This window comes from Candidatus Cloacimonas sp., from assembly GCA_035403355.1.
Taxonomy (GTDB): Bacteria; Cloacimonadota; Cloacimonadia; order Cloacimonadales; family Cloacimonadaceae; genus Cloacimonas.
The window spans coordinates 1-22,943 of sequence record DAONFA010000021.1 but is presented as its reverse complement, the minus strand read 5'-3'; the positions used below and the strand labels follow the sequence as shown (position 1 = coordinate 22,943).

The 22,943-nt window shown below is 39.0% G+C and carries 19 protein-coding genes; 5 read left to right on the top strand and 14 right to left on the bottom strand.

The window, feature by feature from the left end; all coding sequences use genetic code 11:
* Nucleotides 1–133 precede the first annotated feature (133 nt).
* Genes PLE33_06300 through uvrC form a run of 4 tightly spaced genes read left to right on the top strand, consistent with a single transcriptional unit; the run spans nucleotide 134 to nucleotide 5,220 of the window.
* Nucleotides 134–739 carry a GNAT family protein gene (locus tag PLE33_06300; protein HPS60858.1) on the top strand — a complete coding sequence of 202 codons (606 nt, stop codon included), beginning with the start codon at nucleotides 134–136 and terminating at the stop codon, nucleotides 737–739.
* Entirely contained in the window at nucleotides 740–1,852 is a 1,113-nt protein-coding gene (locus tag PLE33_06295; GenBank protein ID HPS60857.1) for a DNA polymerase III subunit delta', read from the top strand.
* Nucleotides 1,853–3,427, top strand: a complete 1,575-nt coding sequence (gene murJ / locus PLE33_06290; protein ID HPS60856.1) for a murein biosynthesis integral membrane protein MurJ — start codon at nucleotides 1,853–1,855, stop codon at nucleotides 3,425–3,427.
* Nucleotides 3,403–5,220 (top strand): excinuclease ABC subunit UvrC, encoded by a 1,818-nt coding sequence (gene uvrC / locus PLE33_06285; protein ID HPS60855.1) that lies wholly within the window; start codon nucleotides 3,403–3,405, stop codon nucleotides 5,218–5,220. The genes murJ and uvrC overlap by 25 nt, the downstream gene beginning before the upstream one ends.
* A gap of 175 nt (nucleotides 5,221–5,395) precedes the next feature.
* Here uvrC and ftsZ read toward each other — a convergent pair whose 3' ends face one another.
* The 13 genes from ftsZ to PLE33_06220 form a co-directional block, all read right to left on the bottom strand.
* On the bottom strand, nucleotides 5,396–6,580 hold the full coding sequence (ftsZ, locus tag PLE33_06280) for a cell division protein FtsZ (protein ID HPS60854.1): 1,185 nt from the start codon (nucleotides 6,578–6,580) through the stop codon (nucleotides 5,396–5,398).
* Between the two features lie 12 nt (nucleotides 6,581–6,592).
* Nucleotides 6,593–7,864, bottom strand: coding sequence for a cell division protein FtsA (ftsA, locus tag PLE33_06275; protein HPS60853.1), 1,272 nt, complete (start codon nucleotides 7,862–7,864; stop codon nucleotides 6,593–6,595).
* Nucleotides 7,861–8,628 (bottom strand): FtsQ-type POTRA domain-containing protein, encoded by a 768-nt coding sequence (locus PLE33_06270; GenBank protein ID HPS60852.1) that lies wholly within the window; start codon nucleotides 8,626–8,628, stop codon nucleotides 7,861–7,863. Before PLE33_06270 ends, ftsA begins: the two co-directional genes overlap by 4 nt.
* 80 nt (nucleotides 8,629–8,708) lie before the next feature.
* Entirely contained in the window at nucleotides 8,709–10,103 is a 1,395-nt protein-coding gene (gene murC / locus PLE33_06265; protein ID HPS60851.1) for a UDP-N-acetylmuramate--L-alanine ligase, read from the bottom strand.
* Nucleotides 10,093–11,187 (bottom strand): undecaprenyldiphospho-muramoylpentapeptide beta-N-acetylglucosaminyltransferase, encoded by a 1,095-nt coding sequence (murG, locus tag PLE33_06260; protein HPS60850.1) that lies wholly within the window; start codon nucleotides 11,185–11,187, stop codon nucleotides 10,093–10,095. Before murG ends, murC begins: the two co-directional genes overlap by 11 nt.
* Nucleotides 11,184–12,329, bottom strand: coding sequence for an FtsW/RodA/SpoVE family cell cycle protein (locus tag PLE33_06255; GenBank protein ID HPS60849.1), 1,146 nt, complete (start codon nucleotides 12,327–12,329; stop codon nucleotides 11,184–11,186). The genes murG and PLE33_06255 overlap by 4 nt, the downstream gene beginning before the upstream one ends.
* Entirely contained in the window at nucleotides 12,310–13,662 is a 1,353-nt protein-coding gene (gene murD / locus PLE33_06250; GenBank protein ID HPS60848.1) for a UDP-N-acetylmuramoyl-L-alanine--D-glutamate ligase, read from the bottom strand. The genes PLE33_06255 and murD overlap by 20 nt, the downstream gene beginning before the upstream one ends.
* Nucleotides 13,663–13,675: 13 nt before the next feature.
* Nucleotides 13,676–14,779 carry a phospho-N-acetylmuramoyl-pentapeptide-transferase gene (gene mraY / locus PLE33_06245; protein HPS60847.1) on the bottom strand — a complete coding sequence of 368 codons (1,104 nt, stop codon included), beginning with the start codon at nucleotides 14,777–14,779 and terminating at the stop codon, nucleotides 13,676–13,678.
* Nucleotides 14,779–17,628: a UDP-N-acetylmuramoyl-L-alanyl-D-glutamate--2,6-diaminopimelate ligase gene (locus PLE33_06240; protein HPS60846.1), complete on the bottom strand. Its 2,850-nt coding sequence runs from the start codon at nucleotides 17,626–17,628 to the stop codon at nucleotides 14,779–14,781. Before PLE33_06240 ends, mraY begins: the two co-directional genes overlap by 1 nt.
* Nucleotides 17,625–19,799, bottom strand: coding sequence for a penicillin-binding transpeptidase domain-containing protein (locus PLE33_06235; protein ID HPS60845.1), 2,175 nt, complete (start codon nucleotides 19,797–19,799; stop codon nucleotides 17,625–17,627). The genes PLE33_06240 and PLE33_06235 overlap by 4 nt, the downstream gene beginning before the upstream one ends.
* A 3-nt stretch (nucleotides 19,800–19,802) precedes the next feature.
* Complete coding sequence (locus PLE33_06230; GenBank protein HPS60844.1) at nucleotides 19,803–20,159, bottom strand: hypothetical protein; 357 nt, start codon at nucleotides 20,157–20,159, stop codon at nucleotides 19,803–19,805.
* Nucleotides 20,156–21,136: a 16S rRNA (cytosine(1402)-N(4))-methyltransferase RsmH gene (gene rsmH, locus PLE33_06225; protein HPS60843.1), complete on the bottom strand. Its 981-nt coding sequence runs from the start codon at nucleotides 21,134–21,136 to the stop codon at nucleotides 20,156–20,158. The genes PLE33_06230 and rsmH overlap by 4 nt, the downstream gene beginning before the upstream one ends.
* Nucleotides 21,133–21,573 (bottom strand): protein MraZ, encoded by a 441-nt coding sequence (locus PLE33_06220; GenBank protein ID HPS60842.1) that lies wholly within the window; start codon nucleotides 21,571–21,573, stop codon nucleotides 21,133–21,135. Before PLE33_06220 ends, rsmH begins: the two co-directional genes overlap by 4 nt.
* A 699-nt stretch (nucleotides 21,574–22,272) precedes the next feature.
* On the opposite strand from PLE33_06220, the gene PLE33_06215 reads away from it, so the two are divergent.
* On the top strand, nucleotides 22,273–22,461 hold the full coding sequence (locus tag PLE33_06215) for a hypothetical protein (GenBank protein HPS60841.1): 189 nt from the start codon (nucleotides 22,273–22,275) through the stop codon (nucleotides 22,459–22,461).
* Between the two features lie 12 nt (nucleotides 22,462–22,473).
* Here PLE33_06215 and PLE33_06210 read toward each other — a convergent pair whose 3' ends face one another.
* Nucleotides 22,474–22,785, bottom strand: coding sequence for a DUF3467 domain-containing protein (locus tag PLE33_06210; protein ID HPS60840.1), 312 nt, complete (start codon nucleotides 22,783–22,785; stop codon nucleotides 22,474–22,476).
* Nucleotides 22,786–22,943: the final 158 nt, after the last annotated feature.

Sequence of the window (22,943 nt, the reverse complement as noted above, 5' to 3'; positions counted from 1 at the left end):
CTGAACTCATTGATTGGCAAACAGGGTTTAATAGACCTCAAACTAAAAAAGGAGTGATTCAGCATTGAACCCGCTGAACTCATTGATTGGCAAACAGGGTTTAATAGACCTCAAACTAAAAAAGGAGTAAGAAATGAAGTATTATCGTAAGCTGCTTGGCGAAAAGTGTTATCTTTCCCCGGTTTGTATGGACGATGTGGAAAAATACACAGAATGGCTGAATGATATGGAGATAGGGCAGTTTGTAACCCTTTCGGATACAGTTTTAGATATTGATAAGGAAGGTATTTTACTGCGTAAATTGATGGATGAAGAACACATCTTTGCCATAGTGGAAAAAGATACCAATAAAGTGATTGGTAATTGCGGTATTCATAATGTTTCACAGGTGCACAGGAATGCGTCCTTAGGCATATTTATCGGTGAAAAAACCTTTTGGAATCAAGGTATTGGAGCAGAAGCAATAAATCTGCTTTTGGATTTTGCGTTTAATATCTTGAATCTGCATAATATATACTTATCCGTAATGTCCTATAATAAGCGCGCTATTCGTTGTTATGAAAAAATCGGTTTTAAGAAGATTGGAGTGCAAAGAGAATTTATGTTTGTATCGGGAAAATACCACGATGTGTATTTATATGATATGCTTGCCAGTGAATTTACCAGCCCTTACATTAAAAAGGTCTTTGCTTACAGTATAAGTGATGAAGCGGGACGCAGCAAAATTAGCATTGTATAAATGTTACAAAAGATAAAAGGGCAGGAAAACGCCTTAGAGCTTTTACATAAGGCAATGGAAAATGACCGTATTGCTCAGGCATATCTTTTTTATGGTAGTGATGGGGTTGGAAAATTTACCACTGCTTTATATTTCGGGATGGCAGTTAACTGCACAGCAAGCAATACAGTAAAGCCGTGCGGCAAATGTGATTCCTGTCATAAATTTTTACAACTGGAGCATCCTGATTTTATTTACCTCTTCCCCACTCCCAATTTGAATCTAACTCCGGAAGGAGAAATTAAAAACAACGATGTGCTGAAACAATATCAGGCATATCTGGATAATAAAAGAAACACCCCCTGGGTGGATTTTTTCTTTAAGGAAACAACGGAAATTCGTAAAGAAAGTATTTCTCTGCTGAATAAGCGGCTGGAACTTTCCATTCATGAAGCAAAATACCGGATTGTGATTATTGAAGATGCTGATATGATGAATAATGCTACTGCCAATGCCTTTTTGAAAACATTGGAAGAGCCACCTGAACAGACCATTATCATTCTCCTCACTGAACGCCTGGCAATGATTTTACCAACTATTCTTTCCCGCATACAGCCAGTATATTTTAAGCCATTAACCCGCGGTGTTATTGAAGAAATTCTTACTGTTGATTTTGAAATAAACGCTGCTATAGCAAGAACTGCATCCCGAATTAGTTCAGGGAACCTGAAAACAGCCATCCGGATTGCGTCTGAAAGTGAATCCCTCTCCAGTAATTGGGCTCTATCCCTATTTTCTTTAGCCGATAATGAAAATGATTTGGGCTATTTGGAATTGGCAGATGTAAATAAGAAATATCAAACGAAAGACCAGATAATTGATTTGCTGAAATATATCAGGGTTTTTGCCAGTGACTTAGGAGCCCTAAGTATGAATCCTGCAGCGGAAATTACCAATATTGATAAAATAGATATTTTGCAGCCAATTGCAATAAAACATTCCGGTATAGCTGATCGCCTTTATGATTTCCTGCTCTTTCTGGAAGACCTCAATCGGAAAATTGAAGGCAATGTAAATTTGAACTTAATAATGACCAATCTGTATTTACACTGTAAGCATCTGCTTAATCCATAAATGGAAACTAAGGGCACGCATCGGACTTTGGCAAAAAACATCAGCGTTATGTCTATAGGTGTTTTTCTCAGCCGTATTTTAGGTCTGATTCGTGACCAGGTGATGGCTTTTTTCTTTGGCACAACCTATCTGAATGATGCTTTTAATGTGGGCTATAATATTCCTAATTTATTAAGGCGTCTTTTTGGTGAAGGAGCTCTTTCAACTGCTTTTGTGCCTATTTATAACGATATTAAAGTAAAACAGAATGAAGAAGAGCAGATAAAATTCGCTTTAAATCTACTAAGTGTTTTAACCCTTATCCTTTGCCTCTTAACTATCTTGGGAATAGCCCTTGCTCCGTTAATTGTAAAGTGTCTCTATCCTGGTTTGGCGATGCAAACTAAGATTTTGGCTATCAAACTAACCCGTATCATTTTCCCTTATCTGTTTTTTATCGGTTTATCCTCCACCTTCATCGCAATTTTAAATTCTCATAACTATTTTTTTATGACCGGGCTTTCTTCTGCTTTATTAAATATCGGAATGATGGCAACCGTTCTAATTCCCTATTTTGTGTTAAAAGTTACTGGTGAGGAGCTAATTATTTGGGCTGGTTGGGGTGTTATAATAGGCGGTTTTTTTCAAACCGTAATCAATCTGCCCTATCTAAAAAAGATTGGTTACCGATGGGCAATATACCTTAAGTTTGGTTCCGAGGCAATAGTTCTTTTATGGAAACGCTTTATTCCCAGTATGATTGGAATTGGCATTCGGGAAATCAATTTAATCGCCGATTCGTTAATGGCATCCTTTCTACCGATTGGATCTATCACCGCTCTCAATTTTGGTAATCGTTTAATGCAATTTCCGTTAGGAATTTTCGGCATTTCAACCGGTACTGCTGTTTTACCTTTTTATTCCCGCTGTGTTTCTACTAAGCATTACGATGAGCTTTCGGAAAGTATTCGTTTTACCGGTTTGAATCTTGCCTATATTATGCTCCCTGTAACTACAATCATCATAGCGTTAGGGGAGGATTTTGTCCGCATCTTATTTCAAAGTGGAGCATTCAAGGAAAAAGCTGTCTGGATGACTTCTCAGGCGCTTATTTTCTATTCGCTGGGCTTAATTTTCTATAGTTTAAATCAAACCGTTACTCCTGTCTTTTATGCCTATAAAGATACCAAAACACCTGTAAAAATTGCTGCGGGAATGGTAGCTTTGAACATTGTGCTGAACTTTGTCTTAATGCAATTTATGGCGCATCGGGGTTTAGCTCTTGCTACTTCCATAACGGCTTGTGTAAATTATTTCTTGCTGATGTCTTTAATTAAAAAGAAAATGCCCGAGATTTCCTTTTCCGGGATATTGATAAACATCGCTAAAACCCTTTTGATTTGCGTTTTTCTTTATTTCCTTCTGCGCTGCGGTTGTTATCTGTTTCCTGTTTCGGGTAGAGTTCCTTTACTTATTAGAGATGCCATTCTTTCCGTTTTTACCTTCGTTATATTTTACCTTGTTGGAATGCTGATTAAAATTGACTACATCACACAAGCGGGTAAAAAATTATGCCATCGTTTTCTGAAGAAATAGAAACAAAACTGGCTTTGCTACCTGAACTGCCCGGAGTTTATATCTGGAAAGATAAAGAAGAAACCATAATCTATGTGGGCAAAGCACTAAACCTGAAACATCGCATTAAAAATTATCTCAATCCTGCTGGTAAAGACCTTAAAACGAGACAACTGATAAAAAATATCGCATCTTTAGATTATATAATTACTAATAGCGAAGCCGATGCCTTCATCCTGGAAGCAACTTTAATTAAGCGTTACCGTCCTAAATATAATATTATGTTGAAGGACGATAAACGCTATCCTTTCGTGAAAATAACGGTAAATGAACCCTTCCCTCGCATTTTTATTACTCGCGATTTGCAAAAAGATAATGCCAAATATTTCGGTCCTTACACAGAAGTTCGCTATTTACGAAATACTTTACGCAATTTGGAATGGATTTTCCCTCTGCGCAGCTGTAATCGGAATATTCCCAAAACCAATTATAAGCAACCCTGTATAAATTATCAACTGGGTAAATGTTCCGCTCCCTGCGTCGGTTACATTAGTCAAGCCCATTATGCTCAAACCGTTAATCAGCTATTGCGTTTTTTTAGTGGACGCTATGCAGAAATTTTAGACGAACTGCGCATAGAAATGCAAAATGCCTCCGAAGAGCTTCGTTTTGAGGATGCAGCAAAATACCGTGACCGGATAATTGCCATTGAACGAATTCAGAAACGCCAGTCCGTATATAATGTTGAAGGCAGGAATATTGATATTATCGGTTTTTACCAGGAAGAGAAAAAAGCCGTCTGCGTAGTTCTGAAAATGAATAACGGAGCTATTATTCATCAGGAAAACTACCCTCTTGCCAATTTGGACTATGATGAGCCCGATAGCATTCTGGCAAGCTTTTTGCAGCTCTACTATACGGATAAAGATGAAATGCCGGAAGAAGTTCTGCTACCCTTCGCCCCTAAAGAGATGGATAAACTGAATTCCTGGCTGGGAAATAAATTACAGATACCTCAACGCGGCGAAAAGACCAAACTAATCGCTATGGCAAAACGCAATGCCTTCAATATCGTGGAAGAAGGTAAACTGGCATATTTAAGAAAAGCCAATCGTACAATATTCCCTGTGCAGGAACTGAAAGAGGCCTTAAAATTGCCTAAACTACCTCGTAAAATTGTCTGTATGGATATCTCCACCATCCAGGGCAGTGATACTGTTTCCTCAGCTGTCTTCTTTGAAAACGGCAAAAGCAAAAAGAAATATTACCGCCACTTCATTATTCGCAGCATAGAAACCCAAAATGACTTTGCTGCAATGCAGGAAACAATGACTCGTTTTTTAAAGGAAACCGAAAAAGAACCAGGTATGAAGCCAGACCTGATCGTTATAGATGGAGGAAAAGGACAACTTTCTGCCAGCAAGCAAATCCTTCAAATTTCGGGAAAAGAAGATATCTACCTTATTTCTTTAGCGAAAAGAGCCGAAGAGGTCTTTATCCCGGGAAATGAACAATCACTCATATTACCCCGTTCTTCTTCCGCATTGCGCTTATTAATTGCTATCCGCGATGAAGCACACCGTTTTGCCCTTTCCTTACACCGCAAAAGACGCTCGCAAAGAACATTGGAAAGCACTTTGGAAAACATTCCGGGCATCGGGGAAAAAAATAAATTTCTGCTGCTGAAAGAACTGAGCAGCGTAGAAAACATCGCTAAGGCAGATATCACAACTTTAACTAATATCAAAGGAATCGGCTCTAAAACTGCCATCCAAATATATAACCACTTTCATCAGGAAGATAATCAAAACTAAGCCGGTAGGTATTGAAGGATTATAGGTTTCCTGCAGATTTCCTCAGGGGACACAATCTCGCCATAATTTTGATAATAAAAAAAAACCGTCAGCGGGGGGTGCTGACGGTTAGTGAGCTTTGGACTTTTGTTTCACATAAACAAGGAGGAGTTTATGATGAAGCGTTTATAAAATTTTAATCAAGCGCTCTTAAAAAAGAAGGGACATCTGTTTTAAGCGGAGGAATGCGTGTTGGTTCATTAGCCGCTGCTTGTTTTTCTTCCTTGGCAGGTGTCTGATTCATATTCAAGCGGGCAAAAATATCCTCAATTTCGGCATCTGTCTCTTTGTTAGAGTTACTTCCGGAAGCAGATTTATCACCGAATTCGGGCAAACCGGGAAAGTCAATAGTATGTTCTTTTTCTTCTTTCTCCAGCCCCGTGGCGATGACGGTAACTTGAATTTTACCGCTTTTAGTATCATCCAGAATAATACCCATAATGATATTAGCGGCTTTACCTGTTTCATTAACGATAACATTGGACACCTCATCAAATTCGCTCATCAGGATATCAGCACCCGCAGTGATATTAAGTAATAGTGATTGGCAACCTTGTAAGTTGATATGGGTTAACAAGGGATTATCAATAGCTGCTCTGGCTGCGTTTACAGCTCTATTATCACCTTCGGCAATACCGCTACCGATTAAGGCATAGCCCATATTTTGCATAATAGCTTTCACATCAGCAAAATCTACATTGATAAGACCTGTAACATTAATAATATCGCTAACAGCCCTGGCTGCTTCATATAGAACATCATCAGCTTTTTCAAATGCTTCTTTTAAAGTTAAATCTGAATATAACTCGCAGAGTTTTTCGTTGGGAATAACCAGTAAAGTATCCACGAATTCACGCATATGTTTAATGCCATACATAGCATTTTCAGCGCGTTTTTTACCCTCAAAGGGGAAAGGAGAGGTTACAATTCCAAAGCTTAAAATGCCCATTTCGCGAGCAATTTTAGCTATAATAGGGGCAGCTCCGGTTCCTGTTCCGCCACCCATCCCTGCGGCAATAAAAACCATATCCGCACCGTCCAGATTACTTTTGATATCCTCTTTGGATTCTTCAGCGCTTCTGGCACCAAGTTCCGGATTGGCACCTGTTCCTAAACCGCGGGTAAGTTTCTTTCCCAGCTGCAATTTCATATTGGCTTTGCTTTTGGCAAGGTCTCGGGAATCGGTATTGGCAGCAATAAATTCCACTCCGTATAAGTTGTTCTCAATCATCGTATTGAGAGCATTTCCGCCTGCACCTCCTACACCGATAATTTTAATGTTAGTTCCGATTTGGGTTGGCTTTTCGTCAAATTCAATCATTTGATCCCCCTTTTAGGTAAAGTCCTTGAGTATTTTTTTCATTTTATCTATGATTTTTGTTCCTTTAATATTGGGCAGAGCAAAACCTTTTGCAGGATGCTCATTATTTTTACCCGCCGCATAATATAAAATCCCGATAACTGTTGCAAAAGCCGGATCTTCCAAGCGGCTAATCATTCCGTTCAACCGGGAAAGGTCTGGAGTAGCAATTTTTACATGGAGATTGAATGCTTCCGCTAAAACTATCTCAATATTTTTCAGTTTGGCTGTTCCCCCGCAAAGTATTATTCCCGATGTAACCAGTTCCGGAGTGTAAAATTCCTTTGCTTTCGTATAGCAGAGAGAAAGCATTTCTTCTACCCGGTGTTGAATAACATGGCTAACCAGAAATTTGGATTTGCGGCTGGCAGAGCGTCCACTGATACCTTCCACATCAATTTCTTCACTTTGGTCAACGCTGCTGGCAAGAGCATTGCCATATTCCACTTTAATGTATTCGGCATTACCCAAAGTTGTTTTAAGCCCTATTGCAAGGTCTTCAGTGATATTTTTTCCCGCCATCGGAATAACTGAAATTTTCTCCAGGGAACTGCGATTGTAAATAGCCAAATCACAAGTTCCTCCTCCGATATCAAGAACTAAAGCCCCCAACCGACGTTCATCTTCACTTAACACTGACTCAGAAACTGCTATATGATTAAGAACAAAGTTCTCGGGATTAATTTCATAACCAGCCAGTTGAATGCACTTGCTTAAATTGCGCAAAGGAGTTAATTCTGCCAATATCGTATAGACCTTGGCAATTAAATGAAAACCGTTCATATTTATGGGATTGTGTATATCATCCTGATTATCAATAACAAAGTTATGCGGGATGCCATGTAAAATGCGAAATCTCTCCAGACCTTTCTGAATTTTAACGCTGTTTTTAGCATCGTTGATAACCTGTTCAATGTGTTCTTCCGTAATTTCTCCAGGTTCATTTGGAGTTGCTGAAGGAATGGAAATACGCCCATCCCCTATTTGAGTTCGGATATGCTCACCTGTGATATTACAGTAAATATTGGAGGCAGAGGTCTTTCCTTCTTTTTCTGCAGTGGAAATTGCTTTTGCCACACAACCCGAAAGAGCTTGAATATCTTTAACTATGCCTCCTTCAATACCTTCGGAAGGGTAATCACCAATACCTAATATTTCCAGCCGTCCATCTCCAATTTCATTTGCAATGATACAGCGAACATTGGAAGAACCGATATCCAAAGCGGTTATAATAGATTGTTTCATTTATTGCCTGCCTTAACTACAACCTGATTTTTATAGCGCAGGTCAACTACGCTGTTTTTGTTAATATTGCCATTTTCCTGAACAAACTGATAGCGTGAAAGCTGTTTTGTTAAGTCCTCCTGCGCAGGAATGATGCGCGTCCCTGTTTTCGCATCTATCATATAGACCGTTTTATCAATTAAATAATATTCTGATATCTGGGTAAGAAAAGCGGGAACTTCTTTCGCAATCCTTTGGTGCAATTGTAAAACCTTTTGCAGTCCTTCATTTTTCAGTTTATATCCCGGTTTGATTTGATGATTATTTAAATAAGTGCTGTAAATAGGCATATCTTCTCTATAAATGGGAGAATACTTCATCAAAACAATCCCTTCGGCATCAACTGGATGTAAATCACCTTCAATTGTTTTTATATATATTGCCGCTTTGCGTTCATTGATGTTTAGTTTCAATGTGGCTGGTAACCGTTTGTGCAATTTCACACTTTTCACTCGGGAAAGAGTTAACACCTTGGCTTTTATCTCCGCCGTGGGCATAGCCAATAAATTCATTCCCAGATAGGGCTTGGTAATATTGTAAATTAATGTATCGGGTATTGCCTCATTACCGGTTAAGGAAACTTTTTGCAAAGTAAAGAGGTCAATATGCGTAAAGCCATACCAGATACTCGTTCCCAAAAGAGCTACAACCGAAAGAGCAATGAAAAAGAACAGGTAATAACGACTATTACCGCGGCGTTTACGAGTACCCTTGTTTAGTTCCATAACTTTATGAATTAAGACCTCTTAGCTGATAAATTGAGAATTTTGAAAAACTTCTATCAGCATTACAAGTTACTAAAGTTTTAGTTGTTATGATTTGTGTCAACATAATTTTTCAATTCCCTCAAAATTTCTTCTCCATACTGCCAAATATTACCCGCACCCATAGTGATTAAAATATCTCCTTCTTTAAGCAGGGAAAGGGTTTGGCTAACTATTTCGGAATTGGATTCAATTAAATGAACATTATGATGTCCACTTTGAATAGCTGCATCAGCAATCAATTTGGAAGTAACACCCGGAATGGGTTGTTCCCGCGCAGGATATATCGGAGCCAAAATTAGGCAGTCACAAGAAAAGAAGGATTTCCCGAATTGTTCATAAAAATCTCGCGTGCGGGAATACAAATGGGGTTGAAATAAGGTTACTATCCTGCGTTTGGCACTATCCTTAAAGCCCTCCAGGGTAGCTTTAATTTCAGTAGGATGGTGAGCGTAATCATCAAAGACAGTAATTCCACCCGCTTCTCCTTTCCAGTCAAATCTTCTGTAAACGCCGCTGAATTTACTTAAGCCATCCTGAATTGCGGAAAAAGGAAGATTCAGTTCCAAGCCAATTGCAGCAGCGAGAAGTGAATTTTGAATGTTATGTCTGCCAGTTACTTTCAAAGTAATACACCCGAGTTTATATTCTTTAAAAAGCAGGTCATAAGACGAACTAAAACCTTGCATATCTATATCTCTGGCTTGCAAATCTGCCTGACGGGAAAATCCGTAAGTAACAATCTTTTTGTGAATAGCAGGTAGGATTGATTGCACACCGCTATCATCCAAACAGGCAATTACGCTGCCAAAAAAAGGAACTTTATTCGCATATTCAATAAAAGAACTCTTAATATCATCCAGATTCCGGTAACAATCCAAATGGTCAGCATCTACATTAGTAATTCCTGCAATACAGGGAGTTAGAGACAAAAAGGAATGGTCATATTCATCTGCCTCCACCACAATATATTTACCACTGCCCATCACATTATTGCTGCCGAAATTTTTAACCTTTCCTCCAACAATAATCGTTGGTTCCAAACCTGCACTTTCCAAAACTAAGCCCGCCATTGAAGTAGAAGTTGTTTTGCCATGAGTTCCGGCAATTCCAATAGAAAAGCTCATCCGGGTTATTTCTGCCAGCATTTCGGCTCGGCGAATAACGGGAATTTTCATTTCCTGAGCAGCTAAAATTTCCGGATTATCATCTTTTACGGCGCTGGATTTTACTACTACATCTGCATCACAGATATTTTCCGCTTTATGTCCTTCCGTAATCTTGATCCCCAGATTTTCCAAGTGGGAAGTTATTTCCGTTTTTTTCAGGTCTGACCCGGTAATTTCCAAGCCCTGATTATGCAGAAATTCTGCAATACCGCTCATTCCGATACCGCCGATTCCGACAAAGTGTATTTTTCTGGTTCTACCCAGCATTATTCCTCCTGTTATCTTTCAGATAGTTTAAGATGTAGGCAATAATTTTTTCGGCTGCCCGATTAGGGGGAAGGGAACATAGCCGATTTAAATAACTATCTCTATCAGCAATCATTTCTTTAATGCCTGCAATGAGCGTAACGGGGGTCAATTTGCTCTGTTCCAAAAGCATCGCTACCCCTTTCTCCTGTTGTGCCAAAGCATTATAATATTGATGATTTTCAGCTGCCGTCGGCAAAGGTATCAAAATTGCCGGCAGGTGGTTTTCTTCCAGTTCAGCAATAGTCATTGCACCTGCTCTGGTTATAGCTAAACTGCACCGTGAAAGCATTTTGGGCAAATCGGGCGAAAAAGCGAAAAGATAAACACCTTCCCTCTCTTTATGTTTGGTAGCAAAACGCTCGTAACTTATTTTTCCTGTTTGCCAAATTACCTGATAACCCAAAGCTAAAATATCCTCCAAGGCAAAGTTGACAACAGTATTAACAGCAACCGAACCCTGGCTGCCACCGCTTACTATTATAACCGGTTTATCTGTTTTCAATCCTATAGAACTAAGGTCAAAAGGTGTTGAAGAACTATCTATTACCGTCTGCCTAAGCGGAATGCCATAGTTCACTAACTTTACATTGTGTAAAAACCGGCTCGTATTGGCAAAGGAGATAAACACCGTGTCTATTTTCTTAGCCATTTTGCGGGTAACCAAGCCGGGATAACAATTACTCTCATGAAAGAACAAAGGTATTTTTAACAAAGCAGCGGAGATAGCTACAGGACCCGAAACAAACCCCCCGGTGCAAATTACTGCCTGAGGTTTTTCTTTTTTTAAAATACGAGTGCAAGTGATAATGCTACCCAATAAATAAAACGGGAACAGCAGGTTTTGGGGTTTTAACGAACGGTAAAGCTTTTGGATCTTAATCTGCCGGAAAGAGTAACCTGATGCAGCACAAAGTGTTTCTTCAATGCTGCGGCGGTTACCGATAAAAAGAACACTATGCTGATATTTTACTAATTCATCAGCCAAAGCCAAGGCAGGAGTAATGTGACCTCCAGTTCCACCTGCACCAAAAATGAACTTCATACATATCTCCGCTTGGCGCTTATGTTTAATAGCATTCCTAAAGCAATGGAATCAATCAGTAAGGCAGAACCCCCGTAACTGATAAAAGGTAATGTATTTCCCGTTGGAGGTAATATAGACATTGCCACCCCGGTATTTACCAATACATTACAAAAGATATTCATAGCTAAGCCCACTCCTAAAAACCTTAAAAACCGATTTTCCTGTGCATTTGCCATCCATAGACAACGGAAGAAAAGAAAACAATGTAAACCAAAAACGATAAGAGCACCCAGAAAACCCCATTCTTCACCTATAACCGAATAAACATAATCTGTTCTGGCTTCGGGTAAATAATAATGCTTAGCTCTTCCTCTGGCTATTCCTGTACCTAATAATCCTCCGCTGGATAGGGCTGTTAAACTTTCTTTCACCTGATAATCACTATCTTCAATCTTAATTTCACTTTGCGGTTTTAAGAATAAGCTGAATTTTTTGTATGTTGTTAAGCGACCTTTGCGATAGTCCGCTCCATTGGCTAAAATCAAACCGCCTGCGATAATTCCAATCAACGCTATCGTAATCAGCACGCGTTTTTTCGCACCGGCATAAATAAGCATCCCATAAATGGTTAATCCCCCTATGATTAAGGTACTTAAATGCCGTTCCATAATAATCAATAAAAATGTTATACCCGTAACTATCAATAAAGCCAAGAAGTTAACTACAAATTGGGACAGATTAGAACTAACGAGTTCGTCATTTTTTTTATCTAAGATATGCGCAAAGTAATAGACCAGAGCTAAGCGTGCCAAAACACTGGGCTGAAAATTAACAAAACCCAAACTGAGTTGACGGGTGGCACCTTTCACGGTGCTTCCTTTCAGCAAAACTATAATTAGCAGAATTATGGAAACATAAACAAAATAGGGTGACAGCACTCTCAGTTTTTCCAGATTAACGGTGTATAGTATAATAATTGCTGTAATAATAGATATAATCCCAAAGAAGAGCTGCCTGTAAAAGTATCTTAATGAACTCTGCACGGAGGAAATATCCAGTAAAGCTATTAAGCCAACAAGACAAAGCAAACAGTAAGTAAGTAATATAAACTTATCAAAACTGACAATATAATGTTGATCCTTATTTCTGCGAGTTTTCATTGATAATCCTCGTTACAATCTCTTTAAAGAAATTTCCCCGTTCTTCATAATTCAGAAAACGGTCAAAACTGGCACAAGCGGGTGATAAAACAATTACATCGCCTTCGCGGGAATCGCTAAATGCTTTCCGAACCGCGGTCTCAAAATCCGCAATACATTCCAGAGGAATTTTATGCAACCAGGTCTGATACATCTTTTCTCTGGTTGCACCGGTTAAATATGCTTTTGTAACTGTTTTCTGCAAATCTGCAGTTAGGACACTATAGTCCTCTCCTTTATCCGAACCGCCCATAATAATACGAATAGGTTCAGTAAAACTGTATAATGCACTTCGCACCGAATCAGTATTTGTAGCTTTAGAATCGTTGTAAAAAGAAACACCTTTAACCGAGCCGACATATTCCAGACGGTGTGGAAGGGCTTTAAAACCTTTTACCGCTTCTGCAATTATCTGTGCATTAGGTATTAACGCAAAAACTGCCAGCATTGCAGCCATTGCATTAGCATAATTATGAGGTCCCTTTATTTCAAAATTGGATAGAGGCACTTTGGTTTCAGACCCGAATTGGATGTAGTTAGCCGTTAAGAAGGCAGCAATATTATCCTTAGCGGATAAGGAAAAATAAAGCTTTCTGGCATTTATGTTTTTAGCGTAACGCATAATTTCCGGGGAGTCCCAAAAAAGTACTGCCGTATCTGTTTCCTTTTGATTGCGAAAAATGTTCATCTTGCTTAACACATAATCGTTAAATGAATTATACCGGTTTATATGGTCGGGAGTAATATTTAGCAGCACAGCCACATCAGGTTTAAAATCTTTTATCAGGTCTAACTGGAAACTGCTTATTTCCAGAACGATATACTCTATCCCTGGTTTTTCAATGCTGTAACTGCAAAAAGCATCACCAATATTGCCTGCGAGAATTGACTTTTTGCCTATCTGCTGTAAAATATGCTGAATCAAACTAACGGTTGTGCTTTTCCCGTTGGAACCGGTAACAGCAATAATTTTGGAGTCCTCTGCTTTTATCCTGTAACCCAATTCAATTTCGCTTATCAAGTCAATGTTTCTATCTTTTGCTTTTTGGATAATGGGAGTATTTAGAGGAATACCGGGACTAACAATTAAACAATCACACTGCAGTAGTTTATCTGTATGGCCACCAAACTCACAGGGAAAGTTCTTTATTAATTGCTCTGCTCCTGTAATTTCCGCAGCTGGACGCAATTCGCTTAAAAAGGGAGTAATTCCCAATTCCTTCAGTTTAAAGGCAGCCGCAATACCACTGCGGGCTAAGCCCAAAATACCGTATTTTTTACTTTTATCCAGCATTGTCTTTTTCCCTTTAGCGAAGTTTGATGGTGGAAAGAGCTATGGCTGTAAGCAAAGCAGCCACAATATAAAAACGCATCACTATTTTGGATTCGTGCAAACCTTTCAGTTCATAATGATGATGCACAGGAGCACAGAGAAAAATTCTCCGACCCTGACCATACTTCTTTTTGGTATATTTGAACCAGGTTCGTTGCATAATTACACTAAGGGCTTCATAAACAAAGATAAAACCCAGAATTATAAAGAAGATTTCTTCTTTCAGCAGGATGGATATTACGGCAGCAATTCCTCCCAGCGTTAAGGAACCGGTATCACCCATAAAAACCTGAGCCGGATAACTGTTGAACCAAAGAAAACCAATCAGCGTTCCTATAACAGCACTGATGAAAACTGTTAATTCTCCTGCATTGACAATGAATTCCAGATTCAAATAGTCCGCCACAATGAAATTCCCTTTCAAATAGCTCATCACACCCAAACCTAAAAAAGAAAAGGTTAAAGTTCCAGCTGCCAAACCATCCAAGCCATCGGTTAAATTCACCGCATTGGAAGTTCCGGTGATGAACAAAACCGCAAAAGGTATAAAGAACCAACTTAGAGGTATAATCAGATTTTTGAAAAAAGGTATTTGCAGAGCGGTAATATTGGTTGAAACGGAACTGCTGTAATATATTGCCAAGGTCAGAATTAAGCCGACCGATAATTGCCCCAGCAGTTTATAACGGGGTAGCAATCCTTTTTTAGCTTTCACGAAATTCTTCAGGTAATCATCCAAAAAACCTAATATTCCCAGCCAGACAGTTGTAAGATACATCATTAAAATAACGGGATTGGTAAGCACATTCCATAATAAAGAAGAAATTAGCAATGAAACCAGAATGATAATACCACCCATAGTTGGAGTTCCCTGTTTCAAACGGTGTCTTTCCGGAAGGTCTTCATCTATTGTCTCTACAGCTGACCTATTTTTTAATAACTTAATAAAAGCAGGACCAACCAGAAGCGAAATTATCAATGAAGTAATGAAAGCTCCGATAGAACGAAAGGTTACATAACGGAATACATTAAAAACGATGCTGTATTTCGCCAGAGGGTATAGAAGATGATATAGCATCAGTTCTCTCCTTTCAGGAATGGAATAATACGCTCTAATTGTATTGAATGCGAACCTTTTACCAGAATTACAGCATTATCCGGAATTGTTTTCCATTGTTCCGAGCTAATCAACTGCCCTACAGTATCATAGTGGATAACGGCACTTTCCTTTTCGGGATGATAGATACGGGCATAATTTCCTACCGTAATTAACTGTTCATAACGCATTTCTGCCAACATTGCGGAAATCAATTGATGGTATAAAATAGAGCTTTCTCCCAATTCCAGCATATCTCCCAAAATGGCATAATGGGGTTGTTCTGGATAGAGCGTTTGCCAATATTCCAATGCTTTTTGCATTGAGTAAGGATTGGCGTTATAACAATCGGCAATCAGCAATCCGCTACCTCTTTTTTCAATCTGATTTCTCAATTCCAGAAGAATTGGACTATTTAGCGCTGCCTGAATTTGGTCTCTGCCAATTCCCGATTTTATGCCCAATACAATTGCAAAAGAAGCATTTAAAGCATAATGAGGAGCTCCATAAGGTAAATTCCATAAGTCCGAATTCAGGTAAAAGGATTGACTGTTTGCTGAATATTGATGCTGTGTTATTCTATAATCACACTTTTCTGTATAGCCGATACTTATTCCTTCGGGGGCAATATTTTCAAAGCGGGAATCATCACCTGGATATAAACGCAAAGCAAGAGATCTATTGAAGAGAGTTATTTTTTCGTTAAAAACTCCTTCCTCGTCCCCAAAATATTCCAAATGCGAGGGACCAATATTAATAATTATGCCAATTTCCGGGTCAGCTACATCTGCCAGAGCTTTAATTTCTCCAAAATGATTAGTTCCCAATTCCAAAACTGCATATTGATGTTCCGGTTTAATGCGTAAAATGGTCTTGCATAAACCAATCATATTATTTTCGTTAGCCAGGGTCTTTAAGACGGGAGCTGAGGTTTGCAACACCTTTGCCATCAATTCTTTACAGGTAGTTTTTCCAGTGCTGCCTGTAAGGGCAATTCTCTTAGCGGCAAATAGCTGTAAATATTTACGACATATAAGTCCCATTGCCTCCTGCGAATTGGCAACCTGAAAATACAGCGCTTCAGGGTTAGAAATATTTTGCGGAGAGGGGATTTCACTCAAAGCACAGTTTTCTGCTATGCTTAGAACATTTTGCAGATAGTTATGCCCGTCGTATTTCTCCCCTTTAATAGCTACAAACAAACTTCCCGGCTTTGTAACCCTGGAATCCGTAGAAAGATAGGGATAAGAAACCGGTTCTTTATATCCCTTGGGCTCAGGTTCCCAATGCGGAAGAAATAATAATTGTAACAAGGTTTTATCTATGGGTAAAATTAATTCATCATCTGCTTTTTCTTTGGTTCCTTTCATTTCCAGAGCTTTCAGGGTTGCTTCGCGGTCATCAAAATGATGTTTGATACCTTCAATTTCCTGATAGTCCTCGTGTCCTTTACCACAAATAACAACAAGATCATCTTTTTGTGCCAGAGAAATAAGGGAGGTAATTGCTTGCATTCTGTTACGAATTATCCACCAAGGCAAAAATAGCGCGCTGGAAGAAACAATATCTTTAATGATGGATTCGGGATTTTCACTGCGCGGATTATCGTCACTGACAACAACAACATCGCTATGATTTAAAGCTGATTTCAACATTAAAGGTCTTTTACTTTTATCTCTATCGCCACCTGCTCCCATCAGGGTTAAAATTCTTTTATGCGGTAAATCTTCAACTGCTTTTAACACATTATCAATTGCATCGGGAGTATGAGCATAATCAATAAAAATCCCTATTCCCAAGTTATTTTCTACTCTTTCCAATCTGCCTTTTACGGGGGGAATATCCTTTAAAGAATTGGATATTGCAGAGGGCTTGAAACCTAAGGCATATAATGTTAGAGCCGCCAGCCCCAGATTTTGAATATTGAAACTGCCGATTAAACAGCTTTGAACAGGTATTTCCACTTGAGCCGAGAGAAGCTTAAAACTGCTATTATGAATATCAGTTTTAATATCTGCATATTGAAAATCCGCATCGCTACCCCCAAGGGTATAGAGCTTTGCCTGCTTGTTATTCAGCATTTCCTGTATTTGAGCCCCAAAAGGGTCTTGAGTATTGATTATGCAAAAAGCTCCATCTTTTGCCCCTTGTTCAAAAAAGCTCATTTTAGCTTTACCGTAGTTTTCTCTATTCAGATGAAAATCCAAATGGTCATATCCCAGGTTGCTGAACAGACAGTAGCTAAATTGCACGCCATACACTCTATCCAGGGAAAGTGAATGCGAAGAGACCTCCATAACTACATAGTTTACCTTTGCCTCTATCATATCTGCAAAAATCTCATTTAGTTCAATTATATCGGGAGTAGTTCTCTCACCGGGAAAAGTTTCCCCGTTAATATAATAGCCCAAAGTGCCAATCCAACCACAACGAAAACCCAAGTTTCTCAGTGCTTCATACAACATCAGCGAAGTTGTTGTTTTACCGTTTGTGCCGGTTATGCCAATTAAAGTAAAAGGAATCTTTTCAGGGAGCATCACTGTGCGAGCAATTACTGCAGCAGCTTTCCTGGTGTCGTTCACTTTTATATAAGGGATAGCAGAATTTGGCACTTCCAGACAAACAATAAGAGAGGCACCCATCTCAAGGGCTGAAGAAATAAAGTTATGACCATCAAAATTGGCACCTTTAATACAGACGAAAATATCGCCGGGTTTAATTTTCCTGTTATCTGTCTGCACGCTTCCCTGCCAGTTTTGCAATTGATCCAAATTGCCTGTTTCTATCAGCAGAGAATGTTGTTGTAGTGCATTCAGGATTCTGGTAATCACAGAGTTGCCTCCAGATAGCATTTACTTCCTTTAAGAATTCTACTTCCTGGAAGAACGGATTGAGAACGAACTATACCCGAACCTTGAATATTTACTGCCAATCCTTGAACGGATGCCTGTTTTAACGCTTCCCGCAAAGTTAAACCTACTAAATTGGGCATCGTTCCTGTTTCGTGCACCGGTGCTTTTTTATCTGCGTTAGGTCCTATTTTCAGAGTTATCGGATAATGCGGATCAACAGTTACGCCTGGCTTGGGAAATTGATTTATAACTACTGAAGCAGAATCGGGTCCCTCAACTTTATATTGAAATCCGTAACGATTAAGAGAACTTTCTGCTTGAAAAAGATGCATCCCGATTAGATTCGGCATTGTAAGTGTTGTTTGCATCAGGCGTTCATTATAGGGTAAAATCTGACAATCGGGCATAAAGAGAATATTTTCTACAATCTTTTTAAAAGTTGGAGCGCTGCTGGTGCTGCCAAAATGAAAACCTGGAGCCGGTTCATCATAAAAAACAACTACTACCATCTGGGGTTTTTCTATCGGGAACATTCCTACAAATACAGAACTATATTTGCCTTCGCTATAGCCCCTGGTTCCGGCAATGTTTTTTTGTGCGGTTCCGGTTTTACCCCCAACTTGAATGTAATCCATTTTTATATGCCTGGCAGTTCCTGAATCCACAACTCCCTGCAAATACGATTTTACGGTATCAGTAACAGCAGGAGTAGAAACAGTTCGTAAAACCGAGGGTTCATACTGTTCAACAATTTTTCCTTCGTCATCTCTGATGGACTCTACAATAATAGGTTTCATCAGTTTTCCGCCATTGGCAACAGCACTGTAAGCAGTGGCAAGCTGTAAAGCGGTTGTGGAAATTGCCTGACCGAAAGCTACTGAATGCAATGTATAACCATCCCAATTTTGTAACTTGGCAAACATTCCACTGGATTCGCCTGTCATATTTAATGCGGTTTTTTGCCCAAAACCTAAAGCAATGAAATTTTCGTATAGTCGTGTAGAACCTATTCTTTCCGCTATTTTGGCAATTCCCACATTACTGGATTTAGTAATTATTTCCCGGGGAGTTAATTCTCCATATTGATGAGTATCGGAAATAACTCTTCTTCCAACTTGATATCTACCGCACTGAATTTTTTCCGTGGGCTTAACTAATTTATGCTGAATTGCCGGTAGAATTGTTAACGGCTTCATTGTAGAGCCAGGTTCAAACATAAAGCTGACCGCAATATTAGATTTTACTCTCACTAAATTCGGGTCTTCGGTTTTATCTTCTCCAGAAACACCTGCCATAGCCAAAATTTTGCCGGTATTGGGGTCCATCACAATAGCACCACCATTTTTGGCTCCATATTGCTCTATCCCTTCATAGAGGGCATTTTCCACAATTTCTTGAATTTGGGAATCTATCGTCAGCCACAGGTTCATTCCATCTTCCGGCTTTTTGGAATGCAAATTGGGATAGGGCACCGGTTGATGATTCGCATCCAGAACAACTTCTTTCCAGCCATAATTTCCGGAGAGAAATTTATCGTAGGTAGATTCAATTCCGCATACACCGGATAGCTTATAAAGCGATTTACTATTAGTTGCCGGATCATAGCCATTGGAAATTTCATTAACCGAGCCCAGAACTCTGGCTGCCAGAATATCTTTGGAGTATATCCTTTTCATTGAAGCAAAGCTATATATTAAGCCAGGCATATCTTTTGCCTGAAAATCCTTAATTAACCTATCCAGTTCTACTTCGCTTATTTTATTGCTAATTTGGATAGAAGTAAGTTTATTGCCGTTAGTTAATTTTTTCAGCACTTCTTCTTTACTTAAAGTGGTTTGGGTAGTAATTATAGTAGCGCACATCTCCAGTGCTTTTTCATAAGGTATTTTTTCACTTTTTGCCCAGGAAGCTATAGATGCCCGGTCAACATCTATCTGGTAATAGCTGATTGAGCTTACTAACAAATTTCCTTTGGCGTCCAGAATGGAACCCCTGCGCGGAATCAGAATTTCTTTTTTGGGTGTATAGCGCATTCTTCTTGCTCCTGCCAAATGAAAGGGGTCTAATATCTGAATACAGAAAAGATATACCGTCCAGAGAACAGCTGCCAGAGAAAAGATTACTACCAAAAAATAGAAACGGGATTTCATTTTTTAATCCAGTAAAATCTGCACATTCTTTGCTTCTGCTTTTTTAGCCAACAGGTCTATGATGCAATAGTTCTTCTTTTCCTGCTTGGGAGAGGGCTCGTGCACATAGATTATTTTTCCTGCTTCCTGATCGGGAATAAAATTGCTCAATTCTACTCTCACCAAAGAAGCAATATGTCTCCCGCTGCGTAAATCGTCATATTCAACCAGTAATTCTGTATTAATGTTTTTGTCCGCATAGTAGGTCTTTTCCAAAGCAGAAATTGTTCTGGTATATTTCACTATGCGGTTGTTATTATAAAAACTGAGAAAAAACACTACTGCAAACAGGGATACAAGAATCAGAATTCTTCCCCTCATTTTTCCTCCTCTGCGTTTTGCCGCTTTTGTTTCAGGTTATTTTTTATTTCCCGATTTTCCCGCTGTAATTTTTCAGCAGCGCGTAACTTTGCGCTTCGGGAACGCGAATTGGAAGCTATTTCCTCTTCTTCGGCTCTTACAGGTTTTTTGGTTAAAATTTCTAACTGTTGATAGTGATAATTACTCCCTAAAGAATTCTGCGGATAAGAATTTTCCTGTTCTGCTTTCTTAAAGGTCTGTTTCACAATTCTATCCTCCAGAGAGTGATAGCTGAGCACAACTATTCTGCCTTCGGGATTCAATATATTGATGGCATCCTGTAATGCTGTAGAAAGAACTTCTAATTCTTTATTCACATATATCCGCAATGCCTGAAAAATTCGCACCTTGCTTTTAAGAGATGCCTTGGTGCCTTTTCCGGCAATGCTTTCCACAATTTTCGCCAGTGCCCCGGTGGTCTTTATAGGTTTTGGGGCTTTTTCAATAGCTTTGGCTATGCGCATTGCATTTTGTTCTTCTCCATAGTTCCTGAAGATAGTAGCCAGAGTTTTTGTATCCAATTCGTTCACTGCATTATAAGCACAGTATTTCAGGTCTGTATCCATTCTCATATCCAAAGGAGCATCTTTTTCAAAACTAAAACCGCGCTCTGCTTTTTCCAGCTGCCGGGAAGAAACACCTAAATCAAACAAAATGCCATCAATTCCTTTCACTTTACGATAGGCAAGCTCTGTTCTCAGTTGCTTAAAATTGGCTTTTATCAATTCCACATTTGGATAGGAACCAAGAGTTTTTCCTGCTTCTTCAATTGCTTCCGTATCCTGGTCAAAACAATATAATTTAACCTCCGGTTGCCTCTGTAAAAGGGCTAAACTATGTCCCCCGCCTCCGGTTGTAGCATCCACATATATTTTCCCGGCTCTCAAATTGAGATAAAAAAGGCACTGTTGCACCATCACCGGAGTATGGAAACTCATAATTGATAATCCTCAGATGAGAATTGCTTGCGATGTAAATTTAGTTTACCGGCACGCACTTCACTATAAACCTTTGGATTCCAAAGAGATATATAATGCCCCTCTCCTTTAATTACAACCTTATCGGTAATATTAACTTCGTTGAGTAATATCTCATGAATACGAACTCTACCCGGTCCTTCCAATTCCTGTTCTGTCATTGCAAAATCTATCAATTGCGTTCTTAGCTTATGAGAATGCTCATCTCCGTTTTTTAAGCGTTCCAGGGTAGCTTTCCAGCAATCCAGAGGATAAATTGCTATCGTGTCATTGGGACCTAAAGTAACCACAACTTTTTTTTCGGATTCTTCTGCAAATTTCTTTTTGAAAGCTGCCGGAATAATTACTCGCTGTTTGTGCACAGCATTTTCAAAGATACCAAGAAATTCACCAGACATAGCTGACATCCTTTTTTCCCGGTTTCATAGAAATACCGGTTTTTGCTGTAGTGTCCGTGCTTTTTTGTCTCATTCCTGTGAACCACCTTGAGTTTTTTTGAGTTTCTCTGACATTCTGTGGTTCTTATATGACACAATGTTTTTCTTGTCAAGTCCAAAATGCACTTTTTTTTATATTTCTAAATTATCTTTTCCTGCTCATTCCCTGATGCTTGAATGTTTATCTTGTTGTTTGCCAAATAATTAAAACATTAAACTCCGTAATCCTATACCTTGTCAAATAGTTGTAAGCTTTTGGGTGGCAATAAATAATAAATTACTGCAATTTTTTTTTCGGATGAATCGTTCTTATTTGTTTATTTCCAGCAAGTTACGCTGATTTTTTTAAATTACAGAGCACCCGAAATTAAAAATTAATCTAATTTCTGTTTTGAAATAGCGGTTGTTCAGATATAACGGGATTAACTTCATCCTTTAGCAGGAATAATAAAAAATAGATTTCTTCTTGCCCGGAAAGAGAACGGAAACTATAGGTTTTGCCCAATTTTATTTTTCCCTTCTTGTTTCCGCTATCCTGCTGGTGAGATTCCCGTATCGTTCCCATATCGCGATACGGGAACGATACGAGAGTCATATCGGAATGTTACAGGAAGAATTTCGGGATTTTGTTGGGAAGCATTAGTTTGCCCAAAAAGGCAAGTGAAGAAAATCGGTATCTGTTATAATCGTTCCACAAACTCATTGGTAGAGAAAGAATTCGGTAACTATCTTTCTCCGGATTGCATTTTTTGGGTTGCCAAAGCGGTTATGCCCATAAATTTTGTTTGCCTTCCTGTTTATCACAGGAAGGGCTTGTCCAGTAATAACACTGGATTTTTTACTATATAATTATATTAAACCTCAATTCTTAAAATCGGGTTTAAAACCGACAGATTTGTTATCCTGTTGACCGTGAATTTTAATTTCACCAAACTGACTTTCATAAGTTTCAATGTTTTTTTCCAATAATTGCATTAGTTGTTTGGCGTGTGATGGGGTCATTACCACCCGCGTATAAATTCTGGCATCGGGAATTCCGGGAAGAATACGCCCGCAGTCCATAATAAATTCCGACGGGGAATTGGTAATTACAAAAAAATTGGCATAGGTGCCTTCACCTACATTTTCATCAATTTTAATCTGGATTTGATTTTGAGGGGGTTGATTAGGCATTTGGATTCTCCTTTTTCTCTAATTAAAGTGTTTACTTTATTTCTGCAGCCGAGGATATTGTCAATGAAAAACAGCGCAAGACAGATTCCGTTGCTGCTGCAAAGTGACAACGAAATCTGCAAATTGTGCAGCGAAATCTGCAAACTGTCGCATCCTTA

Excerpts from the sequence above, each read along its gene's own strand:
- PLE33_06220 (HPS60842.1), bottom strand. The coding sequence starts at position 21,573 with ATGTCTGGTGAATTTCTTGGTATCTTTGAAAATGCTGTGCACAAACAG.
- PLE33_06270 (HPS60852.1), bottom strand. The coding sequence starts at position 8,628 with ATGGAACTAAACAAGGGTACTCGTAAACGCCGCGGTAATAGTCGTTAT.
- PLE33_06300 (HPS60858.1), top strand. The coding sequence starts at position 134 with ATGAAGTATTATCGTAAGCTGCTTGGCGAAAAGTGTTATCTTTCCCCG.
- PLE33_06235 (HPS60845.1), bottom strand. The coding sequence starts at position 19,799 with ATGAAATCCCGTTTCTATTTTTTGGTAGTAATCTTTTCTCTGGCAGCT.
- PLE33_06210 (HPS60840.1), bottom strand. The coding sequence starts at position 22,785 with ATGCCTAATCAACCCCCTCAAAATCAAATCCAGATTAAAATTGATGAA.
- murC (HPS60851.1), bottom strand. The coding sequence starts at position 10,103 with ATGCTGGGTAGAACCAGAAAAATACACTTTGTCGGAATCGGCGGTATC.
- murD (HPS60848.1), bottom strand. The coding sequence starts at position 13,662 with ATGCTGGATAAAAGTAAAAAATACGGTATTTTGGGCTTAGCCCGCAGT.
- ftsZ (HPS60854.1), bottom strand. The coding sequence starts at position 6,580 with ATGATTGAATTTGACGAAAAGCCAACCCAAATCGGAACTAACATTAAA.
- murG (HPS60850.1), bottom strand. The coding sequence starts at position 11,187 with ATGAAGTTCATTTTTGGTGCAGGTGGAACTGGAGGTCACATTACTCCT.
- uvrC (HPS60855.1), top strand. The coding sequence starts at position 3,403 with ATGCCATCGTTTTCTGAAGAAATAGAAACAAAACTGGCTTTGCTACCT.
- murJ (HPS60856.1), top strand. The coding sequence starts at position 1,853 with ATGGAAACTAAGGGCACGCATCGGACTTTGGCAAAAAACATCAGCGTT.
- PLE33_06295 (HPS60857.1), top strand. The coding sequence starts at position 740 with ATGTTACAAAAGATAAAAGGGCAGGAAAACGCCTTAGAGCTTTTACAT.
- rsmH (HPS60843.1), bottom strand. The coding sequence starts at position 21,136 with ATGAGTTTCCATACTCCGGTGATGGTGCAACAGTGCCTTTTTTATCTC.
- PLE33_06255 (HPS60849.1), bottom strand. The coding sequence starts at position 12,329 with ATGAAAACTCGCAGAAATAAGGATCAACATTATATTGTCAGTTTTGAT.
- ftsA (HPS60853.1), bottom strand. The coding sequence starts at position 7,864 with ATGAAACAATCTATTATAACCGCTTTGGATATCGGTTCTTCCAATGTT.
- mraY (HPS60847.1), bottom strand. The coding sequence starts at position 14,779 with ATGCTATATCATCTTCTATACCCTCTGGCGAAATACAGCATCGTTTTT.
- PLE33_06230 (HPS60844.1), bottom strand. The coding sequence starts at position 20,159 with ATGAGGGGAAGAATTCTGATTCTTGTATCCCTGTTTGCAGTAGTGTTT.